Origin of the sequence: Parafrankia discariae (assembly GCF_000373365.1) — a bacterium.
GTDB lineage: Bacteria > Actinomycetota > Actinomycetes > Frankiales > Frankiaceae > Parafrankia > Parafrankia discariae.
On record NZ_KB891241.1, the window covers coordinates 285,185 to 311,403 of the forward strand.

The window sequence follows — 26,219 nt, forward strand, 5'->3', positions numbered from 1 at the left end:
CCGTGGCCGGACGTCCGCCCGTGGCATGGGGGACCGACCGGTGCCGGGTCGCCGCCGCGCGGCCGTGCCGGACGTCGGTGGGCACGGGTGGACGGCCGGAGACGAGGGCCGGTCGAGACCCCATCGGGGGTACCGACCGGGACGTTCTGGCGCGCGAGGGTGTTTCTCCGGCATATCGGAATCATCCCGCCGGGGTGGTGAATCGGCCGGGCCGCGGATTCACGCCGGGGATCTTTCGGGCTTCTCCGCCACCCGGCGGGCGGCCCGGCGCGGCCCGGGCTACGTTCCGCGCATGCCGTCAGCCGTCACCCTGCCTGCCTGGACCGAAACGTCGAAGTACCTGTCGCTGACCACCTTCCGCAGTGACGGGCGATCCGTCGCGACGCCGGTGTGGTTCGTGGTCAACGGTGCCGAGCTGCTCGTTCTCACCGACGAGAAAAGCGGAAAGGTGCACCGCCTGCGTAACTCCCCGCGGGCGACGGTCGCCCCGTGCGACGCCCGCGGAAAGGCGGCGGAGAGCCCGGTGGAGGTGATGGCCGAGGTCGTCCCGGAACGTACCGGTGCCGCGCGGGCCATGGTGCACCGCCGTTACCGGGTCGCGGCGCCGCTGGTCTCGACCGTCTCGAAGGCGGTGCGCGCGGTACGCCGTCGCCCCCCGGAGACGCAGACCGCCATCCGGATCACCCTGCCCGGCTGGTAGCCCGGCCGGCACCCGCCAGCCGGTACCGGGGCGGCGGCCTCACGTGCCGTGGACGCCCCCGGACATCGCCGCCGACCGCAGCCGTCGGCCGACCGTCTGGTCCACGATCTTCCGCTGGACGGTGGCCCGGGGGTCGCGGCTGGCGACGCCTTTGATCCCCAGGTTGGCGGCCAGCTCCCGCAACCGCGTCACCGGGAGCGGGCCGAGGTCGTCCAGGAGCTGTTCCGCGGCCGCGCGGCTGGGCGCGCCCAGCAGGGATCGGCGCAGCTCCTCCAGGTCGGCTCCGCCGGGTACCTCGACGACCTGGGCCCGGCCCGCGGCGCTCGCCGCTCGGCCCGCGGTGTCCGTCGCCGGGCCCGCGGGACGTGCGGTGGCGGTGGTCACCACCGTGAGTCGGGCGCGGCCCGCCACCAGGTCGGCGACCTGGCGGCCGTCGAGGCCGGCCAGCAGCCGGGCCACCTGGCCCAGCAGCAGCGCGCCGAGGTCCGCGGGTGACGCGCCGGCGTCGGCACCCGCCGAGCCGGCACCCGCCGAGCCGGCACCCGTCGAGTCGACATCCACGGGGCCGGCACACACGGGACCGGCACACACGGGGCCGGCGGCGGTGTCGCCGGCGTTCACGTCGCCGGAATCTGTGCCCGGCGTGTCCGGGTCAGTACCCACGGTTGGCAGCCCCGATCCGTCGGAGGAACTCGTCGACCAGTGTGCGCAGCTCGAGAGCGAGTCCACGGGGGATGCGCTCGGAGAGCACGACGGGGAGCTGGGTCCCGGCCGCGCCGGCGAAGTAGCTGTTGCTCTCCCGGAGCATCGCCTCGAACACCGGCGCGTCGAGGCCTCTGGCCAGCTCGATGTGCGGCTGCATCGCGGCGATCGGCTGGCCGCCGTAGTACTGCACCATGGTGAACACGATGCCCAGGATCTCCGGGTCGAGCCGCTTGACCCCGGGGTAGCGGTCCGACTGCATGTCCGCGACCCGGTTGTACTCCCACGCGAAGCGGCGCAGCCGGGTGATCAGGTGCTCGATGCCCAGCGTCGACAGCTCGTCCGGCCGGGCCGGGACGAGCAGGAAGTCGCAGGCGGCGACCGCCATGCGGGTGATCACACCGAAGTTCGGCGGGCAGTCGATGAGCACCAGGTCGTAGTCGGCGGGGTGGAACGTCGCCAGCCCGGCCGCCAGCCGCTGGTAGACGTCGAAGTAGTACCGGGTCGAGCGGCGGACCTGCGCCCCGCCGAGCCGCGCCGCCAGGTTCATCTCGACGTCACCGAGCGAGAGGTGCGACGCGACCAGCCCGAGCCCGCCGCCGTTGTGGGTGATGGCCGCGTTGACGACCGGCGGGGTCGTGACGAACGGCGAGAGGTGCGGAACGTAGGACTCGCCGCGCCAGGCCTCGAACCACTCCTTGATGGTCCGGTCGTCGGCGAGATTCGCCCGCCACTCCTCCGGGCGGTAGAACGAGAACGTGAGGCTCGCCTGCGGGTCGAGGTCGATCATCAGGACGCGCTTTCCCCAGCGGGCGATGTCCGCGCCGATGTTCGCGGTGAGCGTCGTCTTTCCCACCCCGCCCTTGTAATTGACGACTGCCACGACTTTCACGGCATCCTCGCTCCCGTATCCCGCCGGTGCTGGTAAGAGGAAACCACACGCCGGCGTGAGATTCGTGCGGCGGGGCGCACGCGGAGATTCGCGCGGAGCGGGTTTGTGCGGAGAGTGTTTGCGTGGCGGGGCCGGGACCGGGCGGATTCGCCACGCCGGGTGCGCCGTTCCGCCTGACGGAAAGCGTGGCGGACCGGCCTGCCGGCCGTCAGGGCGGCGCGTAGCCGATGAGCCCCTCCGCTGTCTGGCCCTCGCAGTCGGCCCGGGGGGAATCGAAATGATCCGCACCGATACGGCACCGGTACACCGCCAGGGTGGCCGGCTCCGCCGGCTTCGCCGCGTAGATCCAGCCCAGCACGCCCACGGGTGTGCGGCTCTCGCACGAGGACGCCAGGGAGGTGAACGACTCCGACCCGTCGAGGCACGTGTAGACGGGGACCGTCCCCGGGACGTCCCCGCTGGTGAACAGGTTGCCCAGCACCTGCTCCAGGTGGAAGCCGGCGGCCGGCGTCGCGCTCGTGAGCGTGGCGTGGTCCTGGCCGTTGTAGTAGCGGTAGAGCGGCGTGGCCGGTGGCAGCCGCGGGGCCTGGGACGGTGCGGGCGCGGGTGCCGGGGCGGTCGGTGCCGGCGCGCCCGGTGTGCCCGCCGAGGGGCTCGGCCCACCCGGGCCCGGTGTGCCGTCCGGCGCCGCGCCGGGGGAGTCGGGGGCGGTCGAAGCCGGCCCCGGCCCCGCGGGACCGGTGGCCGGGAGGCCGGGCCGGCTCGCGCGTGCCCCCTTGCCCGCCGGCGCCGGGGGTGCCATGTCCTTGAGCGCCCCGACCTGCATCCGTGCGTCCTGGCCGGTCCCGTCACCGCTGGCGGCCGACCGGTCCCGTCCCACGCCGGTCACGGCGAGCGTGACCGCGAGCACGGCGAGGACCAGGCCGGCGGCGGCGAGACCGGTCAGCAGGCCGGAGCGGCGGGCACCCGCGGCGCCGCCACCTGCCCGGCCGGCTGTCGCCGGCGAGCCGGTCGTCGATACCGAGCCGGCCGCTGGTGGCGAGCTGACCGCCGGTGGCGGTGGCGCGCCGATCACCGGCGACGGTGCCGCCAGGGTCCGGACGCCCGACACGTCGGGCGGGGGGCCGGCGCCCGGCGGCGTCGGTGGCACCCAGCCGGTTCCGATCAGGCCGCGGGCCGCGGCGTCGGCCTCGTCGAGGCTGGTCACGGCGACCCCGGCCAGGCTGGACACCACCTGCGTCGCCGTCGGACGCAGACCGGGGTCCTTGGCGAGGGCGCCGGCGAGCAGCGGGAGCAGGTGGTCGGGCACTCCGGTCAGATCGGGGTCGTCGGCGAGCATGCGCAGCGCGGACACCGCCGGCGCGTCGGCCGGGAACGGGTGCCGCCCCCGTGCCGCGAAGACCACACACAGGGCCCAGGCGAAGATGTCTCCGGGTGGTCCGACCCGCTCGCCGCGGAGCTGCTCGGGGGCCATCCAGGCGACCGTCCCGAGCACGCCGCCGGCGGTGGTGTGGCTGGTGGCGTCGAGCGCCCGGGCGATGCCGAAGTCGATGATCTTCGGACCGTCCCAGGCCAGCAGCACGTTGGACGGCTTGAGATCGCGATGCACCAGGCCGGCGGCGTGCACGGCCACCAGCGCGTTCGCCAGGCCGGCGGCGAGGCCGGCGAGCATCGGCCCGTCGAGTCGCCCGCGCCGGCCCACCGCCGTCTGCAGGCTCACCCCGTCGACGTACTCGGTCGCCATCCAGGGCGTCGGCGCGTCGACGTCGGCGTCGAGAACGGCGGCGACGAACGAGCCGCGCACCCGCCGGGCGGCGGCGACCTCCTGGCGGAACCGGCCGCGGAACTCGGCGTCGCCGAGCAGGTCGGGTCGCACGACCTTGACCGCCGCGGGCCGGCGGGCGGGGTCGAACCCCAGGTAGACGGCGCCCATCCCACCCGTGCCCAGCCTGCCCGACAGCCGGTACGGCCCGATGGCACGCGGGTCGGAGTCGATGAGCGGCTCCAGCATCCGGTGTCCTTTCCGCCGTGGCTCGGTGTCGACGGCGCCGGGCCGGCCGCCCGGTCGCCGATGGTATCCACCGGCCACATGCGCCCGAACATGCCCAAATGCCACACGGCCGTGTCCGCGGCCGGCTGTCACCTTCGGTAGGGGGTCGCTCCGTGGGCTCCGAGGGGGCGCGACATCATGGGGCGTACCGGCGTATGGCCGGCCATCCGTATCGGCGCGGCACCTGGGAGCACCCATGTCCGACCTGTCCGTTGATCTGAACGCCGACCCGGCCACGCTGGTCGACGCGCTGGGCTCGTTGTCGGAGTCCCAGACGGAGACGGTCCTGCGCGGCCCGTCGGGCGACGCCGTCCTCGACGAGCTGTTCGCGCGGATGCGCGACAGCTTCCAGCCGGAGAAGGCCAAGGGCGAGGACGCGCTGGTCCAGTTCGTCCTCAACGGTGGCCCGGGCGGTGCGACGCGGGTGTACGTGCTGGCCGTGCGTGGCGCGGCGTGCGAGCTGACCGTCGACCCGCCCGGCGGCACGGCGCCGGGCGGCGGGCGGACGGTGACCATCACGACCGACCGGGTCCGCCTGGTGCGCGTCGTCACAGGGCAGGCGAACGCCGCCAAGCTCTACCTCACACGCAAGATCAAAATTGATGGTGACCTCAAGTTCGGCGGGCAGGTCGTCTCCTGGTTCGGGGTTCCCTCAGAGAACTGAACATCGTCGGTCACCGAGCGCGCACCGTTGCGGGGTCGCGTTATGGTCCGGGTGGGTCTGTAAACGGGCTGTAATCGACCCGGGGGTGGGTCGGGCCGGCCTCGGGGTTCGTCGCGGTGGCCGGTCGGCCGGCCACCGCGACAGCTGTCGGAACAGCTGTTGCCCGGGGTGTTGCCAAGACTTCCTGCTCACGCAACCATCTATCACCGTGACATGTGACGAGGTAATGCAGGTAACTGACCCGATCGAACGCGCGGGGCTTGCCGACGAGCTGATGTGGACGTCGCATCCGCAGCGTTCGGCCCTGCGCGCAATCCGGGCGGCCGCCATCCGACAGGCGCTTGACGGCGGGTACGCCCCGACCGATCTCGCCAGCCGGATGAAGGTGACGGTCGCCGACGTCGGCTGGATGGCGGACCACCCGGTCTCCGTGCTGCCAGCCGCGCCGCGTCTGGCCGAACGAGCGGTCCGCATCGCCTGAGCCGGCTGTCGGGACCGCGCCGAGGGACGTAGTCCGGTCAACGGCGACCGGGCACACCTATCCCCGGCCCTGGAATCGCGCCGGCCCTTCGCCGGCCCTGGAATCGCCGAATCCAGGGATGGCTCCCGCCGGTGGATCCGCCTTTCCGCCCTTCCACCTTTTCCTTCCGCCGGGCTGTGTCGGTCGGAAGAGCTTGACCTGAAGTCAACTTCAGGTATTAGCGTCCGAACCGGCTCGTGAGCCCCCGGCCGTCCAGCCGCCGCGGGGCACCCGCGCCCCGAACGCCGCCGGCGCGTCCACCTGGGACGCGCGGAAAACTGTCGGACCTCCATGTTCCGATGCGTGCGGCCGTACGGACCTCGGCGACGGACAGGTGGTGTTCAGGATGAGCATGGAGTTCGCGGCCTGGAACTCGATGTACTCGGCGATGCACGCCCAGGAGGAGCGCCGCCCGTTCTCCCGGGCGACCGTGCGCCGGATCGCGGGTTTCGCCCGGCCGCACCGCCGCACGCTCGGCCTGTTCCTGATGACGAGCATCGCCGGAGCCGTCCTCGCGGTGGCGACGCCGGTGCTGGCCGGTCGGGTCGTCACCGCGATCGTGGCCGGCTCCCGCCCCCACGTGGTCGTCGTCCTCGCGGCGCTGATCGCGGCGATCGCGGTCGCCGAGGCCGCCCTCGGGGTGCTCAACCGCTGGCTGTCCGCCGGCATCGGCGAGGGCCTCATCCTCGACCTGCGCACCACGGTGTTCGACCACGTCCAGCGGATGCCGGTCGCGTTCTTCACCCGCACCCGCACCGGTGCCCTGGTCAGCCGGCTGAACAACGACGTGATCGGCGCGCAGCGCGCCTTCAGCGACACCCTGTCGGGAGTCGTCGGCAACCTGGTCGCGCTCCTGCTCACCCTCGCCGTCATGATCAGCCTGTCCTGGCAGATCACCCTGCTCGCGCTGCTCCTGCTCCCCGTGTTCGTCCTGCCGGCGCGGCGGATGGGCTCCCGCCTCGCCCGGCTGGAGCGCGAGGCCGCCCATCACAACGCCGTCATGGGCTCGCGGATGACGGAGCGCTTCTCCGCCCCCGGCGCCACCCTGATCAAGCTGTTCGGCCGGCCCGCCGACGAGTCCGCCCAGTTCGCCCGCCGCGCCCGGCGGGTGCGCGACATCGGCGTGCGCACCGCGATGGTCCAGTGGGTGTTCATGACGGCGCTGACCCTCGTGTCCGCCCTCGCGCTGGCGCTCGTCTACGGGCTGGGCGGCTACCGCGCCCTGAGCGGCGAGCTGGAGCCCGGCGCCGTCGTCGCCCTGGCGCTCCTGCTCACCCGCCTCTACGCGCCGCTGACCTCGCTGGCCAGCGCCCGGGTGGAGGTGATGAGCGCCCTGGTCAGCTTCGAGCGGGTCTTCGAGATCCTCGACCTCGAGCCCCTCATCGTGGAGCGCCCCGACGCCCGCGCGCTGCCCGCCGGCCCGGTGTCGGTCGAGTTCGACCACGTGCACTTCACGTACCCCTCGGCCGAGGCCGTGTCACTGGCGTCGCTGGAGGAGGTGGCCGTGCTGGACGAGCGCGAGAGCGGCGAGGTGCTGCACGACGTCTCGCTGCGGGCCGAACCGGGGCGGCTGATCGCCCTCGTCGGCTCGTCCGGGGCCGGAAAGTCGACGATCGCGCAGCTCATCCCGCGCCTCTACGACGTGGGCGCCGGCGCGATCCGGCTGGCGGGGGTCGACATCCGCGACCTCACCGCGGACTCGCTGCGCGAGACCGTCGGCATGGTCACCCAGGATGACCATCTCTTCCACGACACCGTCCGGGCGAACCTCCTGCTGGCCCGGCCCGAGGCCACCGAGGCCGAGCTGTGGGACGTGCTCGGCCAGGCCCGGCTGACGGACCTGGTGACCCAGCTTCCCGACGGGCTGGACACCGTCGTGGGGGAGCGGGGCTACCGGCTCTCCGGCGGGGAGCGCCAGCGCCTCACGATCGCACGCCTGCTGCTGGCCCGCCCCCGGGTGGTGATCCTGGACGAGGCCACGGCACACCTGGACTCCACCTCCGAGGCGGCCGTGCAGGAGGCGCTCGGCGCGGCGCTGGCCGGCCGGACGGCACTGGTGATCGCGCACCGACTGTCCACCGTGCGAGCGGCCGACGTCATCCTCGTCCTCGAGGCCGGCCGGATCGTCGAGCGCGGCAGCCACCCCGAGCTCATCGCCGCGGGCGGTCGTTACGCCGAGCTGTACCGCACCCAGTTCGAGCAGCGGGACCCCGCCGAGGAGGTGCCGCTCCAGCCGGAGCCGGAGCCGGCTCCTGTCTCGGCTCCGGCCGGAGCGCCCGCGCTCGCCGGCGCCGAGTAGACCCGGCGGCGGCGAACACGGGCGGGGGCGCGAGTGCGCCCGTGGCGGGGCGGTCAGCGGGCCGGCAGCGCCTTCGACCACAGCACGCCGCCGGCCGCGTCCCGCAGCTCGACCGTCAGCGCGCGCGAGCCGCCGTCGATCGCGAGGCGGCCGAAGAACTGCAGCCCGGCGGAGGGCGGCAGGTTCGACTGACCGGGCGGCGGCGTCCGGGCGAAGACCTGCTCGGGGCCGAAGGTGGGGTCGAGCGCGTTCGGGCCGAACGTGCCCGCGTTGAGCGGCCCCGCCACGAACTCCCAGAACGGGTCGAAGTCCTTGGTGGCGGCCCGGTCGGGGTGATAGCTCAGCGCCGCGGTGTAGTGCACGTCCGCGGTGATCCACACGGTGTTGCGTACCCGGTTGCGCCGGATCGCAGAGAGGACCTGCCCGATCTCGACCTCCCGGCCCAGTGGCACCCCGGGCGAGCCCTGGGCCACTCCCTCGATGGCGGTGGCGCCGTCCGGGACGACGATGCCGAGTGGCAGGTCGTTCGCGATCACCTTCCAGGTCGCCCGGCTGCTGGTCAGGCCGTCGATGAGCCAGTCCCGCTGGCGGGCGCCGAGGATCGCCGCGCCGGCCGGGTCCGTCTGCCCCACCCCGTTGTCGTTCTTGTAGCTGCGCATGTCCAAAACGAACACGTCCAGCAGCGGGCCGTAGGAGATCTTCCGGTACAGCCGGCCCGCGGGGTCCGGCCGGCCCGGCAGCGTCGGGGTGTACTCGAACAGCGCCTGCCGCGCCCGGGCGGACAGCACGTCCACCCGCTTCTCGGTGTACCGGTCATCGACGAGGATCTCGCCCGGGTACCAGTTGTTCGTGGTCTCGTGGTCGTCCCACTGGAACACCCAGGGGACCTCGCGGTTGAACGCCAGCAGGTTCGTGTCCAGGAAGTTGTAGCGGAAGTTCCCGCGGAACTCGGCGAGGGTCTCGGCGACCTTGCGTTTCTCGTCGGTGACCAGGTTGCGCCACACACCGCCGTCGGGCAGCGCCACCGTCTCGGCCAGCGGCCCGTCGGAGTACACGAAGTCGCCCGAGCAGATGGCGAAGTCCGGTGCCAGCCGGCGCATCGTCTCGAAGATCGTCATGCCGCCGCGGTCGGGGTTGATCCCCCAGCCCTGGCCGCAGACATCACCGGACCACACCAACGACACGTCCCGGGGGCGGACCGGCGCGGTCCGCAGCCGCCCGACCAGGCTTTCGCCGACCCGGCGCGGGTCATCCGCCGCCGCCAGCCGTACCCGGTAGAAGACCTCGCTGCCGGGTGGCAGCCCGTTCACCGCGACGACCCCGGTGCGGTCCGTGGCGTCGGTGAGGCGGGTGACACCCACCGTCCGCGCCGACCGGAACGACTCGCTGCCCGACACCTCCACCGTCATCAGCGCCGGACGGTCCGAGCGGGCCCAGATCACGGCGCCGCGGGTGTCGACGTCGCCGGCCTGCACCCCGGAGGTGAACGCCGGGCGCCCGCCCAGCACCTGCCCGGCCCCGCCACCGGCGACCGCCGGCGTCCCGGTCGCGGCGCCGGCCCGTCCGGCCCCGCTGCCCAGCCCTACAACGCCGGCCGTCGCCACGACGGCGCCGCCGCGCAGCAGCGCCCGGCGTCCCGGCCCGGCCGGCCGCCGCACCTCCGGACCGTTCTCGAGGGGTGGCGTGGATCGGTGGTCAGGTGCGGTCATGAGCGTCCTCCTCCGGCCGCACCGTCCCCGCGCGCGCCCCGACGGTCGCCCCGCGTGGCCGCCGTCGCGCGCGGCGGCTCCGGCGCGGCGTCAGCGCGGTGGCCCCCAGCGGGGAGAAGCCTGGCAATCGCGGCGATCCGGCGACCGACACCCCGCCGACGCCGCGCGTACGGCGCGATGAACGTTGCGGAACGGCTGGGCCGGGCGGGGACGCTTCGAACCCGGCGGCGAGCCCGCGAACCCGGCGGCGAGGCCCTGAACCCGACCCGACCCCGACACCCGCCGCGCGCGGCGCCGGGACAGCACCGGTGGCGATCTGGTCCGGCCGGAGGGTGCCTTCGCGCAGGCGCTCCTGACCAGCGCGGACGGGACCACCAGGTGGTCTCGCCGGCGCGTGCATAGCCTATGATTTCCGCCCCAAGCACTGTTTTCCGTGTGGTGCGCCGGAGGGAGACCCTGGATTGGGCGGGCGACCGGGTGTGCCACGGGATCCAGAACGGCGGTCCAGGACGCTTCCGTTCGACCTGCGCGGCGGCGGCCGACCACGCCGCAGCGCGTCCTCACAGCTCTCCCGGGTGCTCCTCAGCTTCCTGTCCGTCCTGGTCTTCACCGTCACCGCGGGTGGCTGGGCGGTGTACACCTACGCGAACAGCCGCATCGGGCAGGAAGACCTCGACCTCGGCGACGACCGGCCCGAGGAGATCGAGGGCACCACCAACTTCCTGCTCGTCGGAACAGACAGCCGCGCCGGCTCGAACGGCGCCTACGGCGACGTCGAGGGCCAGCGTTCCGACACGACGATCCTCGCGCACTTCAGCGCCGACAAGACCGTCACGATGCTGTCCATCCCCCGCGACACCTACGTCACCATCCCCGAGTACACCGACGCCGACGGGCGCAAACACACCCGGCACAAGGGCAAGTTCAACTCCGCGATCTCCGACGGCGGCCCGTCCCTGCTGGTCCGCACGATCGAGTCGCTGACCAACCTGCGCATCGACCACTACGTCTCGATGGACCTCGAGGGCTTCAAGTCGATCACCGACGCGATCGGCGGCGTGGACGTCTGCGTCCTGGCCTCGGACCACAAGGAGTACGTCGCCGAGAACGGCCGGACCAGCCGCAACACCAACGACCCGATGAGCGGCTTCGTCGGCGGCCCGGGGGTGATCCACGTCGACGGCGAGCAGGCACTCGCGTTCGTCCGACAGCGCCACGGCCTGCCCGGCGGCGACATGGACCGCATCAGCCGCCAGCAGCAGTTCCTCGGCGCGGTGTTCGACAAGGTCGTCGGCGGCGGGGTCCTGAAGAACCCGGGGCAGCTCAAGCAGCTCCTGTCCACCGCCACCGGGGCGCTTACCCTGGACGACAACACCGACCTCTTCGACCTGCAGGAGCTCGCGACCCGGCTGAAGGGCATCGTCTCGGGCGGAGTCGGCATGCAGACCCTGCCGACGCATCCCCCCACCCGGGCCGAGGGCGCGGTGAACGACCGCGGCGAGATCCTCGTCGGCGGCCAGCGGGTGTCCGTCCAGTTCTACAGTCCGGCCGATCTGGAGCGCATCGTCGCCCCGCTGGGCGGTTCCACCGGCTCGGCCCCGGGCGCCGGTGGCGGAGCCGACGCCACCGAGGTCGCCGTCCAGGTCTTCAACGGCAGCGGGATCGCCGGCCTGGCCGCCGACGCCGTCGACGAGCTGACCACCAAGGGCTTCCGCGCGACGAACGCCGGGAACGCCTCCACCAGCAACTACGTGACGTCCCGGGTCCGCTTCGGCACCGGCCTGGACGCCGCCGCGGCCACCATGCAGACCCTCGTTCCCGGGGCCCGCCTCGAGAGCGACCCCGGCATCGACGGCCTGCAGCTGATCCTCGGATCGTCCTTCGACGGCATCGCCGACGTCCCGGTCACGGCTCCCGCGCCCGTCGCGCCCGCCGCCGGCGCGGAGACCGCCGCCGCCGGCACCGCGGCGGCCGGAACCGCCCCCGGCGCCCCCGCACCCCCCGCCGCGGCCACCCCGCCCCCCGCCCCGAACTGCACCTACTGACCACCCGGGATGCCCACCCGGACGGGGTCGGGGCCGGATCAGTCGGGATCCGGTTCGTCGGTCGCGTGGCTGACGGAGCCCTTCGGGACCCGTTGGCGTGGACTCAGCGCGGCCCAGTCCTGAGCCCAGGCGGACAGCGGCTCCAACACGCCCAGCAGCCGACGTCCATGGCTGGTCAGGCGGTACTCGCCGACCTCGTCGACCTCGACCAGGCCGGCTTCGCGCAGCTCGCGCAGCCGCTGCGAGAGCTGGGACTCCGGCGCGCCGACCCGTCCGGCGAGAGACCGGAAAGCGGACGAGCCGCCGCGCAGGCTCCAGAAGGCGGCCAGCGCGTACCGGCGTCCCAGCAGTTCCAGGACGGCGGCGAGCTCCTCCGGCACGCCGGCCGCCGCCGGACTGATCCCGGGCCCAGGCCCGGAGCCGGCGCTCGACCCCGGCGGTGTGCCGCCGGCACGCGTGGACGTCCGTCGGCCGCCGGGGCCGCGCCGCCCCCGGTCAGCGCGCGCGGACACCGGTGCGGCCGGCAGCGGCCGGGCGGGCCCGCGACGAGCGTTCGCCAACAGGACGGACCCGGGCGGCCTGGGCCCAGGCCGCCCGGAATCGGCGTTTCCCGGAGTGGTCCCTCAGGTGGGGTAGGCCCGGCGCCTCGGTGTGATGGGGGATGCTGGTCGTCGTCAGTGGGAGTGCACCCCCACACCGTTGGAGCTGTGTGCCCCCAGGGACGCGGCGAAGGTGGTGCCGTCGCTGTCCTGGGAGCCGCCCAGCGCGGTGCGGACCCGCTGGGCGATGGCGCCGGCCTGGGCGGAGACCACCCCGGCGACGCTCTGAACCTCAGGGCGTTCCCTGACCTCGCGCGCCTGGCGCATGATCGCGTCGTAGTGGTCGCGCCCCGCACGGGCACCGAGGACGTACCCGATGCCGAGGGCCAAGACCACACTGGGCCTGATGCGCATGGTTCCTCCCGGGGCAGGGACCGGGCGGCCGCGGCTGATACCGCGGTTGCTCCGGCTTGTCACAGGCTTGTTTACTACCCCACCGACAGCCGTGGCGGAACCTCAGGTAGGCTGACGATGTCAGGCACGATCCAGCGCGCCACCCACTGGGTGGTGAGCGACCAGGTCGCGGAGTACGCAGGTCCTCGGCGGAACTGGGCGGTTCGGGCCTGATGGACATGACGGTCCCGCGTAGCTCAATTGGCAGAGCAGCCGGCTGTTAACCGGCAGGTTAGAGGTTCGAGTCCTCTCGCGGGAGCACATCCGCCCAGGTCAGAGGTCATCCAGGCAAGACTCTGGGGATCTTGAAATAAAGATCATCCTGTCTTTATCCCGTTCTGGAGCCGGATCCGGGTGTTCACCCGGATTCCAGCTGGGCTCCTGGGCCCGGCTCAGGGCCGGTTTTCGCCGCTAGATGTGCCGTCGGATGGGCGTCGGTCCGGCTGTTGCAGTAGGCGATGCCGATGTGGGGCCGGAACCCGTGCGGCTTGACCACCACCGCGGCGGGCCCGAGTGCGGCCGTGATCGCATCGATGATCCCGTCCCGGATGGCGACTGGCGGTGCCCAGGGCAGGACACTGAAGTGGAGGGCACCGGAGGACCCCGCCAGCGGCCCCACGGTCAACGAGAACGGCTTGGTACCGGCCAGCCGGGCACGTGTCTGCTCGACGGCCCTGCCGATGTCAGCCCGGCCGATCTGGTCGGTGAAGGCGAGACGTCGAAGCGTCAGATGCAGCCCGTCGGGCGGTACCGAGTCGAGGACGGGCAGGCGTAGCCGCCGCTGGCACCGGTCGGCAGGGGTGTGCGGCTCGGTGGCGTCCTGGAAGGTCGGCATCCAGTGGTAGGAGCGGCGTCCGGGCGTCCAGCCGGGCCGGTTCCAGTGGTTGTCGAGCCGGTCGATACTGGCGAAGTGGTGCCAGTCGTCCATGACCGGGTCCGTGGTGGGTGACGTGGGCACCGGCGCGCGGGAACAGGGACGGCGAGCGCGCAGGACGCTTCCGCGAGTTCGGTGACCGGGCCGGTCTGTTGCCATGGCCTGGCACGGGCGACCAGCTCATGCCGCGACGTCGGATGGACTCGATCGGGTTGCCGGCTGTGGTGGTCAGCGCCTCGATCCCCAGCGCGGCGGCCTGCTCCGGGTCGGGAGCGTCAGACAGGAGCAGCGCGGTCGCCAGGCCGAGGCGGACGAGACACCAGCTCCAGATCGACACTCGCAGGTTCCCGAGCCCCGGGAGGATCTGCCGGTCGAGCGGGTCCCGGTACGACCGCGGGGTGCCGGGCGACCTGCCCTGCTTCTGGAAGTCGAGCCACCACAGCTCGGCGACCACGGTGACCTTCGTGCCCGGTGTGATCTCCTCCGAGCCGGACACGTGCACGCGGTCCCGGAAGGGCGGTCTTCAACTCCCGCTCGGCGGCGGCCGACGTAGACCCGTAACGCTCCACCTGACGGGTCACGCCGCCGAAGCCGCGGTACTCGCACCGGTACCGGGCGCCGAGGGTGCAGGAGAGGGCCCGACGGGGGTCGGCCCCGAGCCGGACGGGCAGACGGAGGTCTGCTACGAAAGCGTCACCTGCCCGTAGGGGCTCATGGGCCGGCCCGCCGCTGTGGTTTCTCGCTGTAATCTGCCGTCAGTCCGGGAGGCGGAGCTCCGGACCCTGAACCCCCCGACCGGCACGACGACGGTGACGGCGACACTTCTACCCTCATCCGAAGTCGCCGAGATCTCGTATTCACCTCCGACCGGTGCGCTGAGAACGAAGCGGCCGGTGGGGCTTGTCAGGGCGGCAACATCGATGACCGCTTCCTAAAATGTCTCAGGTCTTCCAGGAGGCCAGGTCGTCGAACACCGGTTGAATGATCCGGCGACCTGTTTCTGGGTAGTCACGCTCTCCCGCGACGGGCCAGGCAGCCGAGTGGCTCACCGGGCCACGCCCAGTTGGGTGACCAGGGAATGATCTCCAAAACGCTCCGAGGCGCGCGACGCGCCGACATCCCCGACCGTGGCTCTCTCTGGTGTTCGAGACGTCCGTGGCGGTGTTGACGTATCCGCGTACCTCAGTATCTCGGCGTACCGCGCCCACGCCGAACCGAACCGCGAATCCGAGCCGCTTCCCATCCGGGTCCGACGCGGCCCCTTCGCTAGCATGACCGGGGCGGCTGCGAGGTCAGCCGTCGGAGATGGCATCGGAGCCGACACCGGGGGCGAGAGATGCGGCATCGGAAGTGGCTGCTCAGGCAGGTGCGGAGGCGGTTGCGGCACTCCGCTCGCAGCCATGATCCGTCGATGGTGCTGAGTCAGGAAGCCCTGGACGAAGTTGCCGCCCTGCTGGAAACGATCACCGATCCGAGTGCGGACCTCGAGGTGTCCCAGGCCGCCGGGATGATGCACTGGGCGCGTTTTCTCGCCCTTGGCCCGGATGACGGCCAGGCGGATCTCGCCGCGGCGATCACTCTGTTCGCCCCGGTGCGCGAACTGAGCCCTCGGGCGGTTCCGCAGGGCCTGCGCGCCTATCTCGACAAGGAGCTGAGCGCGGGGAGCGGCCAGATCGAGGCCTGGGTTCAGCGCGCCGACAAGCTCATGAACGATGCCAGGAGGACGGGCGACCGGGCCGGGCTGAATACCGCGGTCGACCTGCTCCGCCGTTCGCTTGACGCCCTCCCGTCAGACCATTCCGCCCGCGGCCCCTTGCTGTACAACCTCGGCAGTGCGCTGCTGGCCCGCTTCGAACACGTCGCCGACCCGGCGGATCCGGCGGCTGCCGTCAACCTGCTGCGGGCAGCGGTGGACGCCACGCCCGTCAGGGATCCCAACCGTGTCCTGATGCTTGCCAATCTGGGCGCCGCGGTGGTGGCCTGCCTCGAATCCGCCGGCGATCCCGTGGGTCCAGCGGATCTGGACGCGGCCATCAACCTGTTACGTGCTGGTGCGGAAGCTACGCCCAGCACAGATCCCAACCGCGTCATGTTGCTTTCCAACCTCGGGGCCGCGCTGATCCTCCGGGGTCAGCGGACCCTGGACGCCGCGGATCTGGCCGCCGCTGTCGCCATCGTGGGGGCGGTCGTCGACCTCACCCCCGTCGACGACCCGAGGTACGCCAGCCGGATGTCGAACCTCGGCGCGGCCCTGCACCTCCAGTACGGGCAGACCAACAACGTCACGCAGCTGGAGGCCGCCGTCACCGCCCACCGGTCGGCGACGGGCGGCGCCCCGCCGGGTCATCAGCTGCACGCCAGGTGTCAGGCCAACCTCGGCGATGCCCTGCGGGACCTGTACGAGCTGACCGACGACCTGGCGGACCTGGACGCCGCCGTCGCCTGCCTGCGGGCGGCCGTCGACGACACTCCCCGCACGCATCCCGACCGGGTCAGGATGCTGTCGTCGTTGAGCAACGCGTTGGACACCCGTTACGAGGAGACCGGGGACTTCGCGGCTCTGGAGGGCGTCATCGCCGCCCGGCAAGCCCGTGGCGACCTCGTCGGCACCGACCCGGCGAGCGACACCATGAACCGGTCGATCCTCGGCAACGCGCTACGCCTCCGGTTCGAGCATGCCGGCGACCCGGCGGATCTGGAGGCGGCCATCAGCCTGCTTCAGATCGCCGTCGACGCGGCCCCGTCCACCCCGTCCACCCCGTCCGCTCCGTCCGACCGGTCTGACCACGCCCGATGCCTGTCCAACTTCGGCCTCGCGCTGCGGATCAGGTTCCAGCAGGTCGGGGACCTCGCCGATCTGAACACCGCGATCGACGCCCTGCGGGCGTCCACGGATGTCATTCCCACCCACCATCCCGACCAGGCCGGGATGCGGCTCAACCTCGGCACCGCGCTGCTGTACCGGTTCCAGCGGACGGACGACCTCGCGGATCTGGACGCCGCTGTCACGAACCTCCGGACGGCCGCGGACCTCATTCCCACCGGCCACCGCAGACGCGGCCTGATGCTGGCCAACCTCGGTGGCGCACTACAGATCCGGTCCGCCCGGACCGACGATCCCGCCGACCACGAAGCGGCCATCGCCGCCTTCCGGACGGCAGTGGACGTCACCCCCGCCGGCCGCCCGGACCGCGGGACGATGCTGGCCAACCTCGGCGGCGCGTTACGGCTCCGGTTCCAGCGGACGGACGACCCCGCTGACCTGGAGGTGGCGCTCACCCACCTGCGGACCGCGGTGAGGATCACTCCTGCCGACCGCCCGGACCGCGCCTCGATCCTGTCCGAGTTCGCGAACGCGTTGTGGAGCCGGTTCGGCCAGTCCCATGATCCGGCGGATGTGGACGCCGCGCTCGACGCGCTGCGGGCAGCTGTGGATGTCCAGGCGGCACCGCCGCGGATACGGATGGCCGCGGCCCGCGGCTGGGGGCTCATCGCCGGCGCCGAGCAGCGATGGCAGGACGCGATGGCCGGCCACGAAGCGGCGGTCGCGCTGCTGGGGCGGCTCGCGCCCCGCGGTCTGGACCGCGGCGACCAGGAACACCTGCTGGCCGAACCGGGAACACTCGGTGCGGACGCGGCGGCGTGCTGTGTCCGCGCGGGCCGTCCCGAGAGGGCGGTGGAGCTGTTCGAGCAGGGGCGAGGTGTCTTGCTGCGGCAGGCCCTGGACACCCGCACCGACCTGACCGCCCTCGCCGAACGGCATCCCGGCGTCGCCCGCCGGTTCACGGCCCTGCGCGCCCGGCTCGACCAGGTCGCCGAGCCAGACGGACGCCCGGCGCCCGCACGGCGCAACGCGGCGGCGGCGTTCGACCGACTGATCAACGAGATCCGGGAGCTGCCCGGGTTCGACGGCTTCCTGCGGCCACCGCCGGTGGCGGAGCTGCTGGCGGTGGCCGCCGCCGGCCCGATCGTCATCGTGGCGGTCTCCTCGTTCGGATCCTGCGCGCTGATCCTGACCGAGGACGGAGTCGACGCCGTGCCGTTGCCCGGGCTGGAACCGCTGACGGTCCACGAGCAGGTGCTCACGTTCCTGGACGCGCTCGAGCACCGCCGGAAGGGCACCGGCGAGCGACAGCTGGTGGACGTCCTCGGCTGGCTGTGGGACGCCCTGGCCGCCCCGGTGCTCGAGCGACTGGGCATCACCGGGCCGCTCGGGGAGGAACGGCCGAGGCTGTGGTGGTGCGTCTCCAGCCTGCTGCCGTTCCTCCCGATCCACGCCGCCGGCCATCACTCCAGCCGGTTCAGCCCGGCTCCGGCCACGCTGATCGACCGGGCGATCTCCTCGTACACACCGACGGTGCAGGCCCTGGCCCATGCCCGCGGCAGCGGCCCGGTGGACGTCCGCGGGCGGGCCGGTGCCGCTGGCCCGGGCGAACGGGGCGGCCGGATCGCGCTCGGCGGTGGACGGGTCCTGGCGGTGGCGATGCCGCAGACCCCGGGCGTCCCCACGGACCTGCCTGGCGCGCGGACCGAGGCCGCTGAGCTGCGGCGGAAGTTCCCCGGCCGAGTCGAGGTCCGCACCGGGCCCGAGGCGACCCGCGACGTGGTGCTCGCCGCGTTGCCCACCGCGCGGTGGGTGCACTTCGCCTGCCACGGCACCGCCGAGGCGGATGATCCGTCCAACAGCCGGCTGTATCTCTGGGACCGGCCGTTGACCACCGTCGACGTGGCCCGGCTCCGGCTCGACCAGGCGGAGCTTGCCTTTCTTTCCGCCTGCGAGACCGCGCGTCCGGGAAACCGGCTCCCCGACGAGGCGATTCATCTGGCGTCCGCGTTCCAGCTCGCCGGCTACCGGCATGTCGTCGCCACCCTGTGGCCTGTCGCGGACAAGAGCGCCGCCGCCGCCGCGAAGAGCATCTACGCGTCGCTCGCCTTGGACGGAGACGTGGCCGGCGCCGTCCATTCGGCAACCCGGGCGCTCCGCGACTTCTGGCCTGGTGATCCATCGGTGTGGGCGTCCCATGTTCATTCCGGGGCCTGACCGGACCTCCACCAGCACCGACGACACAGCACTGATGACACAGCACTGATGACAGCGGCGGCGGCAATGCGCGACAACGCGAGACAGTGACGACAGCGGAGACAGGAGGGCCTCGGCATGAACGGCGGCGACGGCGTGTGGGAAGCGGCGCGGGCGATCCGCCCCTACCTCGCCGACCTGCTCGGTCCACTCGCGGCCGAGCTGGACCAGCGCCTGGCCGAGGAGCTCACCGCCGACACCGAGCGGTCGGAACGTGAGCCGCGGCTCCGTGACCTGCTGGAGCGGTACCCCGGCACCCGATGGTTCCTCGCCGAAGTCCTCGCCGACGCCCCGCACCACAGGCCGCCCTACGAGCAGCCCCGCCATGAGCGCCACTACGCCGACGCCGGGCCGGCCGGGGACCCCAGTCCCGTCACCGCCGACCGCTACGTCTGCCCGCACAGCAGCCACGACTACGCCTGGTACCGGCGAGACGTCGCCGAGCCCGTCCCCCAGTGCGCGACACACCATGTCACGCTGATCCGCGGCTGAGATGCTCGCCGCGTTCTGGCAGGCCGTCGGCGGCAAACTCGCCGAGCGGGCAGCAGCCGTCTCGATACCGGCGCTGATCTTCTGGCTCGGCGGTCTCGCCGCGTGGACCCTCGGGCAGGGCGGCCCGCACGCGCTGTCGAGACCCGCCCGGTGGCTGGATCAGCAGACCGCACCGACCCAGCTCGCGGTGATCCTGATGGTGCTGCTCGCCGTCAGCGCGTCAGGGGTCATCGTCAGCCAGGCGGCGACCCCCGTACTGCGGCTGCTGGAAGGCTACTGGCCGGGGTGGACCGAACCGGTGCGCCGCCGCCTCGTCCACCGCGCCGTCACCCGGGCCGCGGACGACAGCGCCGCCTGGCAGACCGCGTACGCCCGGGTACATCCCCCGGCCACCCCCACCAGCAAGGAGGTGGCCGACTACACCCGCCTCGAACGCCGCCTCCGGCGACGCCCGTCACCGGCGACCCCCGGCTATTTCCTGCCCACCTCGATCGGGAACATCCTGCGCGCCGCCGAACGCCGCCCGCTGAACAAATACGGCCTGGACACCGTCGTCCTCTGGCCTCGGCTCTGGCCGGCGCTCCCCGACAACACCCGAGCCGACATCCTGGCCGCCCGGACCGCCCTCGACAGCGCCACCTGCGCCGTGATCTGGGGGGTGCTCTTCTGCGCGTTCGCGCCCTTCAGCGTGCTGGCCGTTCCGCTCGGGATCGCGGTCACCACCGTCGCGATCGTCCTCGTCATCCCGGCACGCGCCCAGGTATTCGGCGATCTGCTCGAAGCCGCCTACGACCAGCATCGCACCCTGCTTTACACCCAGGTCCGCTGGCCGCTGCCCGGAAATCCCCGCGAGGAAAGGGAAAACGGCCAGCGCCTAACCGCCTACCTGTGGCGCGGTTCCGACGACACCATCCCGGTGTTCACCCGACCGCCCGACTGACCTGAATATCGCTGACCGATGAGAAAGGCCAGCGGCCCGGACCGGAGGTGTCACACCGAAAACGCGGCTCCGCTCCTCGTCGACACGGCATCGCGGCCGGGTGGCCCCCACTCCCCGCGGGGAAGGGCACCCGCTGCCACCTTCATGAGATAGGCCATGGCCTGCGGTTTTGCGTCCGCACGCATAGCATGTCATGAAAAACTGGTAGGAGTCCCTTACGGGGTAGTACCCTACCTCCGCGCCGTCGGCGTGACGGATTCGTCCGACGGGGGCCGTTGACAGGGGCAGCCGGAAAGACTCGGCTTTGGTGGGGGAACTGTGCGAGATCGAAAGGTGCCGGCGTCAGCCGTGCATTACCACTACATGGACGCGTTGCGCGGCACCTTCATGCTGGTCGGCGTCTTCGTCCATGCCTCGTCGCTCGGGCGGGACCCGTTTTTCGACGGGATCGCGTACGCCTCCGGCCTCTTCCGGATGGAGGACTTCTTCCTCATCTCCGGGTTCCTCTCCGCGATGCTGGTCGGAAAGTACGGGCCGAGCCGTACCGTGCGCCGCCGCCTCGCCAGCGTGGGAATCCCGCTGCTGTGCACGGGGCTGCTGCTCAACCCGGTCGCCATCTGGCTGAGCTACAACTTCCACAACGACCCGGACGTCTCGTTCCTGGACTATCTGCACGGGCGGACCATCGCCGACCCGGCGGGTGAGCTGCGCTGGCACCTGCACCTGTGGTTCCTGGTCGTGCTCATCCCCTACGCGCTGATCACGCCCGCCGCGGTGTTCATGCTGACCCGCCTGGCCTCGCTCTCCCTCTTCCGGCGGGCGACCACCGGGCGGCTACCGGCCATGGCCACGATCATCTTCCTGGCCGTGGCGGGGGTCGTCGTCGTCCGCGGCACGCACAAGGCCCTGCTGGACCCGATCTTCGCCGGGACGGCCCTCGACTACCCGGTCGAGCAGACGATGGAGTACCTCCCGTTCTTCCTCCTCGGCGTGCTCCTGTACCTGGGGCGGGACCGGCTTCTGCCGTCCTTCCAGCGACCCGCGCCGGTGCTGCTCGCCGTGTCCGCGTCGGGGCTGTTGGCGGGTTCGCGGGGATGGGTCGGCGTGCTGGCCTCCAACAACGGCAGGCTGCTCTGCGAGACGGTGTTCACCATCGCGCTCACCGCCACGCTCTTCGCCCTGGCGGGCCGGCTCATCACCCGGCAGCGGCCCGTCATCAGGTACCTGGCGGACGCGTCCTACACGGTCTATCTGTTCCACTACTTCTGGATCTATGTGATCGCGACTCTGCTGGGGTTCGACTCCGAGGTCAGGTGGCCGCAGATGCTCCTTGTCACCTCCCTGACGTTCGGTGTGACGTTCGCGATTCATCATTTCGTCATCCTGCGTTCCCGGGTCCTGCGCGGAATCTTCAACGGGAAGTTCCCGATCAGAACGCGTGGGTCTCGGCGGGCGCCCGGCGTCCACCAGCCCTCCGCCGGGACCCCCGCCCCCGCCGCCGCCTTGACCATGTCCGGAGCGCCCACGATCCCGCTGCACAGGGTGACCACTGGAGCCGGTGGTCCCACACTCCCCCCGATGGCCGGAGCGCCCACGAGGCCGCTCCGGATTCGGTGACCACCGGGGCCCGCGGCCGCCCGGCTGATCCGGTCGGTGAAGGCGGGACGTCGGAGCGTCAGGCGCGGCCCGTCGGGCGGTACCGGGCCGAGTCGGCGAACGCCGTCGATGACGGACGACAGACGATGACCATGGCCGGAGATCGGCCGACCGGTCATCCGATCTCCGGCAGCATCTGCTTCGGCAGGGTGAGGATCTCGGCTCCGTCGTCGGTGATGGCGATCGTGTGCTCGCTGTGTGCCGTCCGGCAGCCGGTCGCGCTGCGCAGGGTCCAGCCGTCGGCGTCGATGACGAGCTCGGCGGTGTCCGCCATCACCCACGGTTCCAGGGCCAGCAGCAGACCGGGGCGCAGTCGGTAGCCACGGCCGGGCCGTCCGGTGTTCGAGACGTGCGGGTCCTGGTGCATCGTCGATCCGATGCCGTGACCTCCGAACTCGGTGTTGATCGGGTACCCGGCCTCGCTGAGGACGGAGCCGATGGCATGGGAGATGTCACCGATGCGAGCTCCGGGCCCGGCGGCGGCTATCCCCGCGTACAGCGCGCGTTCGGTCGCGTCGATCATCGCGACGCTCTCCGGGGGCTGTGAGTCGCCCACGATGAAGCTGATGGCGGAGTCCGCGGCGACCCCGTCCTTGGCGACGGCGAGGTCGAGCGTCAGCAGGTCGCCGTCGGCGAGCGGGTAGTCGTGGGGCAGCCCGTGGAGCACGGCGTCGTTGACGGCCGTGCAGATGTAATGGCCGAACGGCCCGCGTCCGAAGGACGGCTCGTAGTCGACGTAGCAGGACTGCGCCCCAGCCTCGACGATCATGGTCTTGGTCCACCGATCGATGTCCAGGAGGCTCGTGCCGACCCTGCTGCGGCTCTCCAGCGTCCGCAGGATGTCGGCGACCAGGGCGCCGGTGTCCCTCGCCTGGGCGAGTTTGGCGGCGTCCAGGATTTCGATCATGCGGCGCCCTTCTCGCGTTGCCAATAACTATACCGTCCATATTATACCGGTACTATAATTGGAGTCATGGTCAGGTTGCCGCTCACTCCGGCAGAGGTCGAGCGTGGGCGGCGCCTCGGCGCCCTCCTGCGGCGAGCCAGGGGGCAGCGCTCGATGCTCGACACCGCGCTGGACGCGGGCGTGTCACCGGAAACCCTTCGGAAGATCGAGTCCGGTCGCGTGGCCACCCCGGCCTTCCCGACCATCGCGGCGATCGCCGATGTCCTCGGCCTTTCCCTCGACGAGGTGTGGGCCGAGATCAACAAGCCTGACGGCGAGACCGGACACGCGGGATCGGGTCGCAACCCACGGGAGCGGTTGGCCTCGTGAGTCTCGCGCCTCGAGTTTCCCGAGTTTCCCGAAAGTCTTCGCGGACCGCGGCTTGACCTTGACCCTGCGTCAGGCTTCCAGCATGGCGGGGTGACCGCTACCAACCCCGCGATCGAGGTCGCCGGGCTCACCAAGTCCTTCGGCGACCACACCGTGCTGGACGGCGTCGACCTGACCGTCCCGGAGGGCACCGTCTACGCGCTGCTCGGACCCAACGGCGCCGGCAAGACGACCATCGTCAACATCCTGTCCACCTTGCTGACCCCGGGCGACGGCGAGATCCGCGTCGCCGGCTTCGACGTGCGACGCGAGCCCGCCGGGGTGCGCGCGACGATCGGTGTCACCGGGCAGTTCTCGGCGATCGACGAGCTGCTCACCGGCCGCGAGAACCTGCGGCTGATGGCCGACCTGGCGCACCTGGACCGGGCGAGGGTGACCACCGCCGTGACCGGGATGCTGGAGCGCTTCGACCTCGTCGACGCGGCCGACCGGCGGGCGCAGACCTACTCGGGCGGGATGAAACGGCGGCTGGATCTGGCGATGACGCTCATCGCCCGCCCCCGGCTGATCTTCCTCGACGAGCCGACGGCCGGTCTCGACCCGCGTAGCCGTCGCGACCTGTGGGCGATCGTGCGCGAGCAGGTCGCCGACGGCGTGACGGTGCTGCTGACGACGCAGTATCTCGAGGAGGCCGACCAGTTGGCCGACCGGATCGGGGTCCTCGACCGTGGCCGGCTGGTCGCCGAGGGCACGGCGGCGGAGCTGAAGCGGCGGGTGCCCGGCGGGCACGTCTCGGTGCGGTTCACCGACGCCGCGTGGCTGGCCGCGGCAGCGGCGGCACACCCGGAGGCCACCTCCGACGCCGAGGCGCTCACCCTGCAGGTGCCGGGCGACGGCAGCATCGCCGGGCTGCGCCGCGTGCTCGACAGCCTCGACGGTCTCGCCGACGGCGTCGCCGGTCTGACGGTCGCCTCCGCCCACCTCGACGACGTGTTCCTCGCCCTCACCGGCAACGCGGCCGAGTCTCCGGCGGCCGAGTCGCCCGCGGCCGAGTCTCCGGCGGCCGAGGAGGTCTCCGCGTGAGCACCACCTACACCTTCCGCGACTCCACGACGATGTTGCGGCGCAACCTGCGGCACGTCCGCCGCTACCCCTCGCTGTCGATCATGCTGGTCGCGCAGCCGATCCTGTTCCTGCTGCTGTTCGTGTACGTGTTCGGCGGGACGCTGGGCGCCGGCCTGCCGGGCCAGGCGGGCGCCCAGCCGAGCCGGGCCGCCGGAGGAGACCGCGGCGACTATCTCGTGTTCATCACGCCGGGCATCCTGTTCATGACCGTCGCCAGCGTGGCGCTCGGCACCGCGATCTCGACCGCGACCGACATGAGCACCGGGATCATCGCCCGGTTCCGCACGATGAACATCGCCCGGGTGTCGGTGCTCACCGGCCACGTGCTGGGCGCCGTCATCAGAACCGGCCTCGCCGTGGTGATCGTGACGGCGTTCGCGTTCCTGCTCGGGTTCCGTTCCGACGCCGGTCCGCTCGGCTGGCTCGGCGCGATCGGGCTGCTGATCCTCATCGCGTTCTCGCTCACCTGGCTGAGCGTCGGCCTGGGCCTGGCGGCGGACAGCGTCGAGACGGCCAGCAACACCCCGCTGTTCCTGATGATTCTGCCGTTCGTCAGCAGCGGCTTCGTGCCGACCGACGCGATGCCGGCCGGGCTGCGCCAGTTCGCGGAGCACCAGCCGTTCACCCCGATGATCGACACCCTGCGCGCGCTCGTCACGGGCGCTCCGACGGACTCCGACCGGTGGCTCGCGATCGGCTGGTGCGTCCTCATCGCGCTGCTCGGCTACCTGTGGTCGCGCCGGCTGTTCCTCCGCGTGCCCGCGAAATAGGAGACTGGTGCGGTGCTGACGATCAGCCAGCTGGCGTCGTACGCGGGCGTCACCGTGCGCGCGGTGCGGCACTACCACGCCAAGGGCCTCCTGCCGGAACCGGAGCGCGACCGCTCCGGCTACCGGCGCTATGACGCCCACGCCGTCGTCGAGCTCATCAAGATCCGTACGCTCGCCGACGCCGGCGTGCCGCTCGCGCGGGTCCGCGAGCTGCTGGCCGCGGGCGAGGAGGAGTTCGCCGTCGCCGTCGCCGACATCGACCGGCGCCTGCGCGCGGAGATCAGGCAGCGGCAGCGGCACCGCGAGCGGATCGCGCAGCTGGCCGCCGGCGACAGCCTGGCGCTGCCACCCGAGGCGGTGGCGTACCTCGACCGGCTGCGCGAGCTCGGACTACCGGGCCCGATGATCGGGGGCGAGCGGGACGCCTGGATCCTGGTGGCCGCCCGGCTCCCGGAGCACATGCCGCTCTACATGAAGATGAAGCAGCAGGAGCTCGACGATCCGGCAGTCGTCGAGCTCTACCGCGATCTCGCCATGATGATCGACTGGGAGGTGGACGACCCGCGGCTGGCGGCCGTGAGCGACCGGCTCGTCGCCTCTCTCGAGGCCGCCGACACCGAGGAGTGGGAGAACGAGATGCCCGACGAGCTCGCGGAGCTCCTCGACTCCGTCTTCCTCGACTCGGTGCCGATCGCCCGGCAGCTCCTGGGACGGCTCGAGGAGCGCGGCTGGCGCGGCTGGACCAAGTTCGAGCGGATCCGCCCGGCGTAGCCGCCCGCCGCCTCGGGGGCTCCGGTGGCCCGAGGCTGGAGAACCGCCCCGGGCCACCGCGGCGGCCATCCTCCACGCTCGCCGCGCCGGTCTGGGTGAACCCTGACCACCCTCCGGCGGCCCGAACGGGCAGGTGAGGAAGGCGCGCGCGGCCTGGCGCAACCAGCCCGCAACAGGACGCCGTTAATGTCCAGCCATGACCCTGAGCATCCGTAATCGGCTCGCTGGCACCGTCGCTGATATCACGATTGGTGCGGTCATGGGCACTGTCCGCATCGCGCTCGCGAACGGCGACATCCTGACCTCGGCCGTCACCATGGACGCCATCAAGGAGGTCGGCATCGGCATCGGCTCGGCGGTCGAGGTGCTGGTCAAGTCGACGGACGTCTCCCTCGCCACGGGGGCGACGGCGGGTCTGACCATCCGCAACCAGCTGGGCGGGACACTGGTCGGGATCGACACCGGCGGCGCGATGGCGCTCGTCCGCATCGATCTCGGTACGGACCTCGAACTGACCGCGGCGATCACCCGCGCCGCCGCCGACGAGCTCAAGCTCGCCCCGGGCCTGCCCGTGACCGCGTTGATCAAGTCAACCGAGGTGGCCTTCTCCGCGCTCTGACCCACCCGCGGGCCCACTCGTGGGCCCACCCGCGCTTCTGACC

At 72.1% G+C, this 26,219-nt stretch carries 22 protein-coding genes and 1 tRNA gene; 15 read left to right on the top strand and 8 right to left on the bottom strand.

Annotated elements, in window-relative coordinates; genetic code table 11:
* Nucleotides 1–292: 292 nt before the first annotated feature.
* Nucleotides 293–700 carry a PPOX class F420-dependent oxidoreductase gene (locus B056_RS0125585; RefSeq protein ID WP_018504708.1) on the top strand — a complete coding sequence of 136 codons (408 nt, stop codon included), beginning with the start codon at nucleotides 293–295 and terminating at the stop codon, nucleotides 698–700.
* Between the two features lie 39 nt (nucleotides 701–739).
* Here the strand turns inward: B056_RS0125585 and B056_RS0125590 are convergent, their stop codons facing one another.
* From B056_RS0125590 to B056_RS39705, 3 genes are all read right to left on the bottom strand, one after another.
* On the bottom strand, nucleotides 740–1,321 hold the full coding sequence (locus B056_RS0125590) for an oxidoreductase (RefSeq protein ID WP_230203182.1): 582 nt from the start codon (nucleotides 1,319–1,321) through the stop codon (nucleotides 740–742).
* A gap of 31 nt (nucleotides 1,322–1,352) precedes the next feature.
* Complete coding sequence (locus tag B056_RS0125595) at nucleotides 1,353–2,294, bottom strand: ParA family protein (protein ID WP_026240146.1); 942 nt, start codon at nucleotides 2,292–2,294, stop codon at nucleotides 1,353–1,355.
* 208 nt (nucleotides 2,295–2,502) lie between these two features.
* Nucleotides 2,503–4,305, bottom strand: a complete 1,803-nt coding sequence (locus B056_RS39705; RefSeq protein WP_051105734.1) for a protein kinase domain-containing protein — start codon at nucleotides 4,303–4,305, stop codon at nucleotides 2,503–2,505.
* A gap of 235 nt (nucleotides 4,306–4,540) precedes the next feature.
* Here B056_RS39705 and B056_RS0125605 point away from each other — a divergent pair, with 235 nt between their 5' ends.
* The 3 genes from B056_RS0125605 to B056_RS0125615 all read left to right on the top strand — a co-directional run bounded on the left by B056_RS0125605 (nucleotide 4,541) and on the right by B056_RS0125615 (nucleotide 7,827).
* On the top strand, nucleotides 4,541–5,008 hold the full coding sequence (locus B056_RS0125605; protein WP_018504711.1) for an SCP2 sterol-binding domain-containing protein: 468 nt from the start codon (nucleotides 4,541–4,543) through the stop codon (nucleotides 5,006–5,008).
* Nucleotides 5,009–5,234: 226 nt separating this feature from the next.
* Nucleotides 5,235–5,489 (top strand): hypothetical protein, encoded by a 255-nt coding sequence (locus B056_RS0125610; RefSeq protein WP_018504712.1) that lies wholly within the window; start codon nucleotides 5,235–5,237, stop codon nucleotides 5,487–5,489.
* A gap of 385 nt (nucleotides 5,490–5,874) precedes the next feature.
* On the top strand, nucleotides 5,875–7,827 hold the full coding sequence (locus tag B056_RS0125615) for an ABC transporter ATP-binding protein (protein WP_026240147.1): 1,953 nt from the start codon (nucleotides 5,875–5,877) through the stop codon (nucleotides 7,825–7,827).
* Between the two features lie 53 nt (nucleotides 7,828–7,880).
* Here the strand turns inward: B056_RS0125615 and B056_RS0125620 are convergent, their stop codons facing one another.
* A complete protein-coding gene (locus tag B056_RS0125620) occupies nucleotides 7,881–9,536 on the bottom strand; it encodes an alkaline phosphatase D family protein (RefSeq protein WP_020572713.1) in 1,656 nt (551 codons plus the stop codon).
* A 461-nt stretch (nucleotides 9,537–9,997) separates the two neighbouring features.
* On the opposite strand from B056_RS0125620, the gene B056_RS0125625 reads away from it, so the two are divergent.
* A complete protein-coding gene (locus B056_RS0125625; protein WP_026240148.1) occupies nucleotides 9,998–11,581 on the top strand; it encodes an LCP family protein in 1,584 nt (527 codons plus the stop codon).
* A 38-nt stretch (nucleotides 11,582–11,619) separates the two neighbouring features.
* Here the strand turns inward: B056_RS0125625 and B056_RS37940 are convergent, their stop codons facing one another.
* Entirely contained in the window at nucleotides 11,620–11,961 is a 342-nt protein-coding gene (locus B056_RS37940) for a winged helix-turn-helix transcriptional regulator (protein WP_018504716.1), read from the bottom strand.
* Nucleotides 11,962–12,255: 294 nt separating this feature from the next.
* Nucleotides 12,256–12,534, bottom strand: a complete 279-nt coding sequence (locus B056_RS0125635) for a hypothetical protein (RefSeq protein ID WP_018504717.1) — start codon at nucleotides 12,532–12,534, stop codon at nucleotides 12,256–12,258.
* A gap of 225 nt (nucleotides 12,535–12,759) precedes the next feature.
* Here B056_RS0125635 and B056_RS0125640 point away from each other — a divergent pair.
* Nucleotides 12,760–12,832, top strand: a tRNA-Asn gene (locus tag B056_RS0125640).
* 99 nt (nucleotides 12,833–12,931) lie between these two features.
* Here the strand turns inward: B056_RS0125640 and B056_RS37945 are convergent.
* Complete coding sequence (locus B056_RS37945; protein ID WP_230203183.1) at nucleotides 12,932–13,501, bottom strand: 2'-5' RNA ligase family protein; 570 nt, start codon at nucleotides 13,499–13,501, stop codon at nucleotides 12,932–12,934.
* A gap of 1,357 nt (nucleotides 13,502–14,858) precedes the next feature.
* On the opposite strand from B056_RS37945, the gene B056_RS0125655 reads away from it, so the two are divergent.
* From B056_RS0125655 to mdoC, 4 genes are all read left to right on the top strand, one after another.
* Nucleotides 14,859–18,488 carry a CHAT domain-containing protein gene (locus B056_RS0125655; RefSeq protein WP_018504720.1) on the top strand — a complete coding sequence of 1,210 codons (3,630 nt, stop codon included), beginning with the start codon at nucleotides 14,859–14,861 and terminating at the stop codon, nucleotides 18,486–18,488.
* A gap of 117 nt (nucleotides 18,489–18,605) precedes the next feature.
* Nucleotides 18,606–19,019, top strand: a complete 414-nt coding sequence (locus B056_RS0125660; protein ID WP_018504721.1) for a hypothetical protein — start codon at nucleotides 18,606–18,608, stop codon at nucleotides 19,017–19,019.
* A gap of 1 nt (nucleotide 19,020) precedes the next feature.
* A complete protein-coding gene (locus tag B056_RS0125665) occupies nucleotides 19,021–19,959 on the top strand; it encodes a hypothetical protein (protein ID WP_018504722.1) in 939 nt (312 codons plus the stop codon).
* 348 nt (nucleotides 19,960–20,307) lie between these two features.
* Nucleotides 20,308–21,576: a glucans biosynthesis protein MdoC gene (gene mdoC, locus B056_RS37950; RefSeq protein WP_018504723.1), complete on the top strand. Its 1,269-nt coding sequence runs from the start codon at nucleotides 20,308–20,310 to the stop codon at nucleotides 21,574–21,576.
* A gap of 154 nt (nucleotides 21,577–21,730) precedes the next feature.
* Here mdoC and map read toward each other — a convergent pair whose 3' ends face one another.
* Complete coding sequence (gene map / locus B056_RS0125675) at nucleotides 21,731–22,522, bottom strand: type I methionyl aminopeptidase (protein ID WP_018504724.1); 792 nt, start codon at nucleotides 22,520–22,522, stop codon at nucleotides 21,731–21,733.
* Between the two features lie 66 nt (nucleotides 22,523–22,588).
* Here map and B056_RS0125680 point away from each other — a divergent pair, with 66 nt between their 5' ends.
* The 5 genes from B056_RS0125680 to B056_RS0125700 all read left to right on the top strand — a co-directional run bounded on the left by B056_RS0125680 (nucleotide 22,589) and on the right by B056_RS0125700 (nucleotide 26,176).
* Complete coding sequence (locus B056_RS0125680) at nucleotides 22,589–22,891, top strand: helix-turn-helix transcriptional regulator (RefSeq protein ID WP_018504725.1); 303 nt, start codon at nucleotides 22,589–22,591, stop codon at nucleotides 22,889–22,891.
* Between the two features lie 90 nt (nucleotides 22,892–22,981).
* A complete protein-coding gene (locus tag B056_RS0125685; protein ID WP_018504726.1) occupies nucleotides 22,982–23,974 on the top strand; it encodes an ABC transporter ATP-binding protein in 993 nt (330 codons plus the stop codon).
* Nucleotides 23,971–24,786: an ABC transporter permease gene (locus B056_RS0125690; RefSeq protein WP_018504727.1), complete on the top strand. Its 816-nt coding sequence runs from the start codon at nucleotides 23,971–23,973 to the stop codon at nucleotides 24,784–24,786. The genes B056_RS0125685 and B056_RS0125690 overlap by 4 nt, the downstream gene beginning before the upstream one ends.
* Nucleotides 24,787–24,798: 12 nt before the next feature.
* On the top strand, nucleotides 24,799–25,557 hold the full coding sequence (locus B056_RS0125695; protein ID WP_018504728.1) for a MerR family transcriptional regulator: 759 nt from the start codon (nucleotides 24,799–24,801) through the stop codon (nucleotides 25,555–25,557).
* Nucleotides 25,558–25,753: 196 nt separating this feature from the next.
* A complete protein-coding gene (locus B056_RS0125700) occupies nucleotides 25,754–26,176 on the top strand; it encodes a TOBE domain-containing protein (RefSeq protein ID WP_026240150.1) in 423 nt (140 codons plus the stop codon).
* Nucleotides 26,177–26,219: the final 43 nt, after the last annotated feature.

What these genes read in the sequence shown, in the direction of transcription:
- B056_RS0125585 (WP_018504708.1), top strand. Translation starts at nt 293, where the DNA reads ATGCCGTCAGCCGTCACCCTGCCTGCCTGGACCGAAACGTCGAAGTAC.
- B056_RS39705 (WP_051105734.1), bottom strand. Translation starts at nt 4,305, where the DNA reads ATGCTGGAGCCGCTCATCGACTCCGACCCGCGTGCCATCGGGCCGTAC.
- B056_RS0125605 (WP_018504711.1), top strand. Translation starts at nt 4,541, where the DNA reads ATGTCCGACCTGTCCGTTGATCTGAACGCCGACCCGGCCACGCTGGTC.
- B056_RS0125610 (WP_018504712.1), top strand. Translation starts at nt 5,235, where the DNA reads ATGCAGGTAACTGACCCGATCGAACGCGCGGGGCTTGCCGACGAGCTG.
- B056_RS0125615 (WP_026240147.1), top strand. Translation starts at nt 5,875, where the DNA reads ATGAGCATGGAGTTCGCGGCCTGGAACTCGATGTACTCGGCGATGCAC.
- B056_RS0125620 (WP_020572713.1), bottom strand. Translation starts at nt 9,536, where the DNA reads ATGACCGCACCTGACCACCGATCCACGCCACCCCTCGAGAACGGTCCG.
- B056_RS0125635 (WP_018504717.1), bottom strand. Translation starts at nt 12,534, where the DNA reads ATGCGCATCAGGCCCAGTGTGGTCTTGGCCCTCGGCATCGGGTACGTC.
- B056_RS37945 (WP_230203183.1), bottom strand. Translation starts at nt 13,501, where the DNA reads ATGGACGACTGGCACCACTTCGCCAGTATCGACCGGCTCGACAACCAC.
- B056_RS0125655 (WP_018504720.1), top strand. Translation starts at nt 14,859, where the DNA reads ATGGTGCTGAGTCAGGAAGCCCTGGACGAAGTTGCCGCCCTGCTGGAA.
- B056_RS0125660 (WP_018504721.1), top strand. Translation starts at nt 18,606, where the DNA reads ATGAACGGCGGCGACGGCGTGTGGGAAGCGGCGCGGGCGATCCGCCCC.
- B056_RS0125665 (WP_018504722.1), top strand. Translation starts at nt 19,021, where the DNA reads ATGCTCGCCGCGTTCTGGCAGGCCGTCGGCGGCAAACTCGCCGAGCGG.
- map (WP_018504724.1), bottom strand. Translation starts at nt 22,522, where the DNA reads ATGATCGAAATCCTGGACGCCGCCAAACTCGCCCAGGCGAGGGACACC.
- B056_RS0125680 (WP_018504725.1), top strand. Translation starts at nt 22,589, where the DNA reads ATGGTCAGGTTGCCGCTCACTCCGGCAGAGGTCGAGCGTGGGCGGCGC.
- B056_RS0125700 (WP_026240150.1), top strand. Translation starts at nt 25,754, where the DNA reads ATGACCCTGAGCATCCGTAATCGGCTCGCTGGCACCGTCGCTGATATC.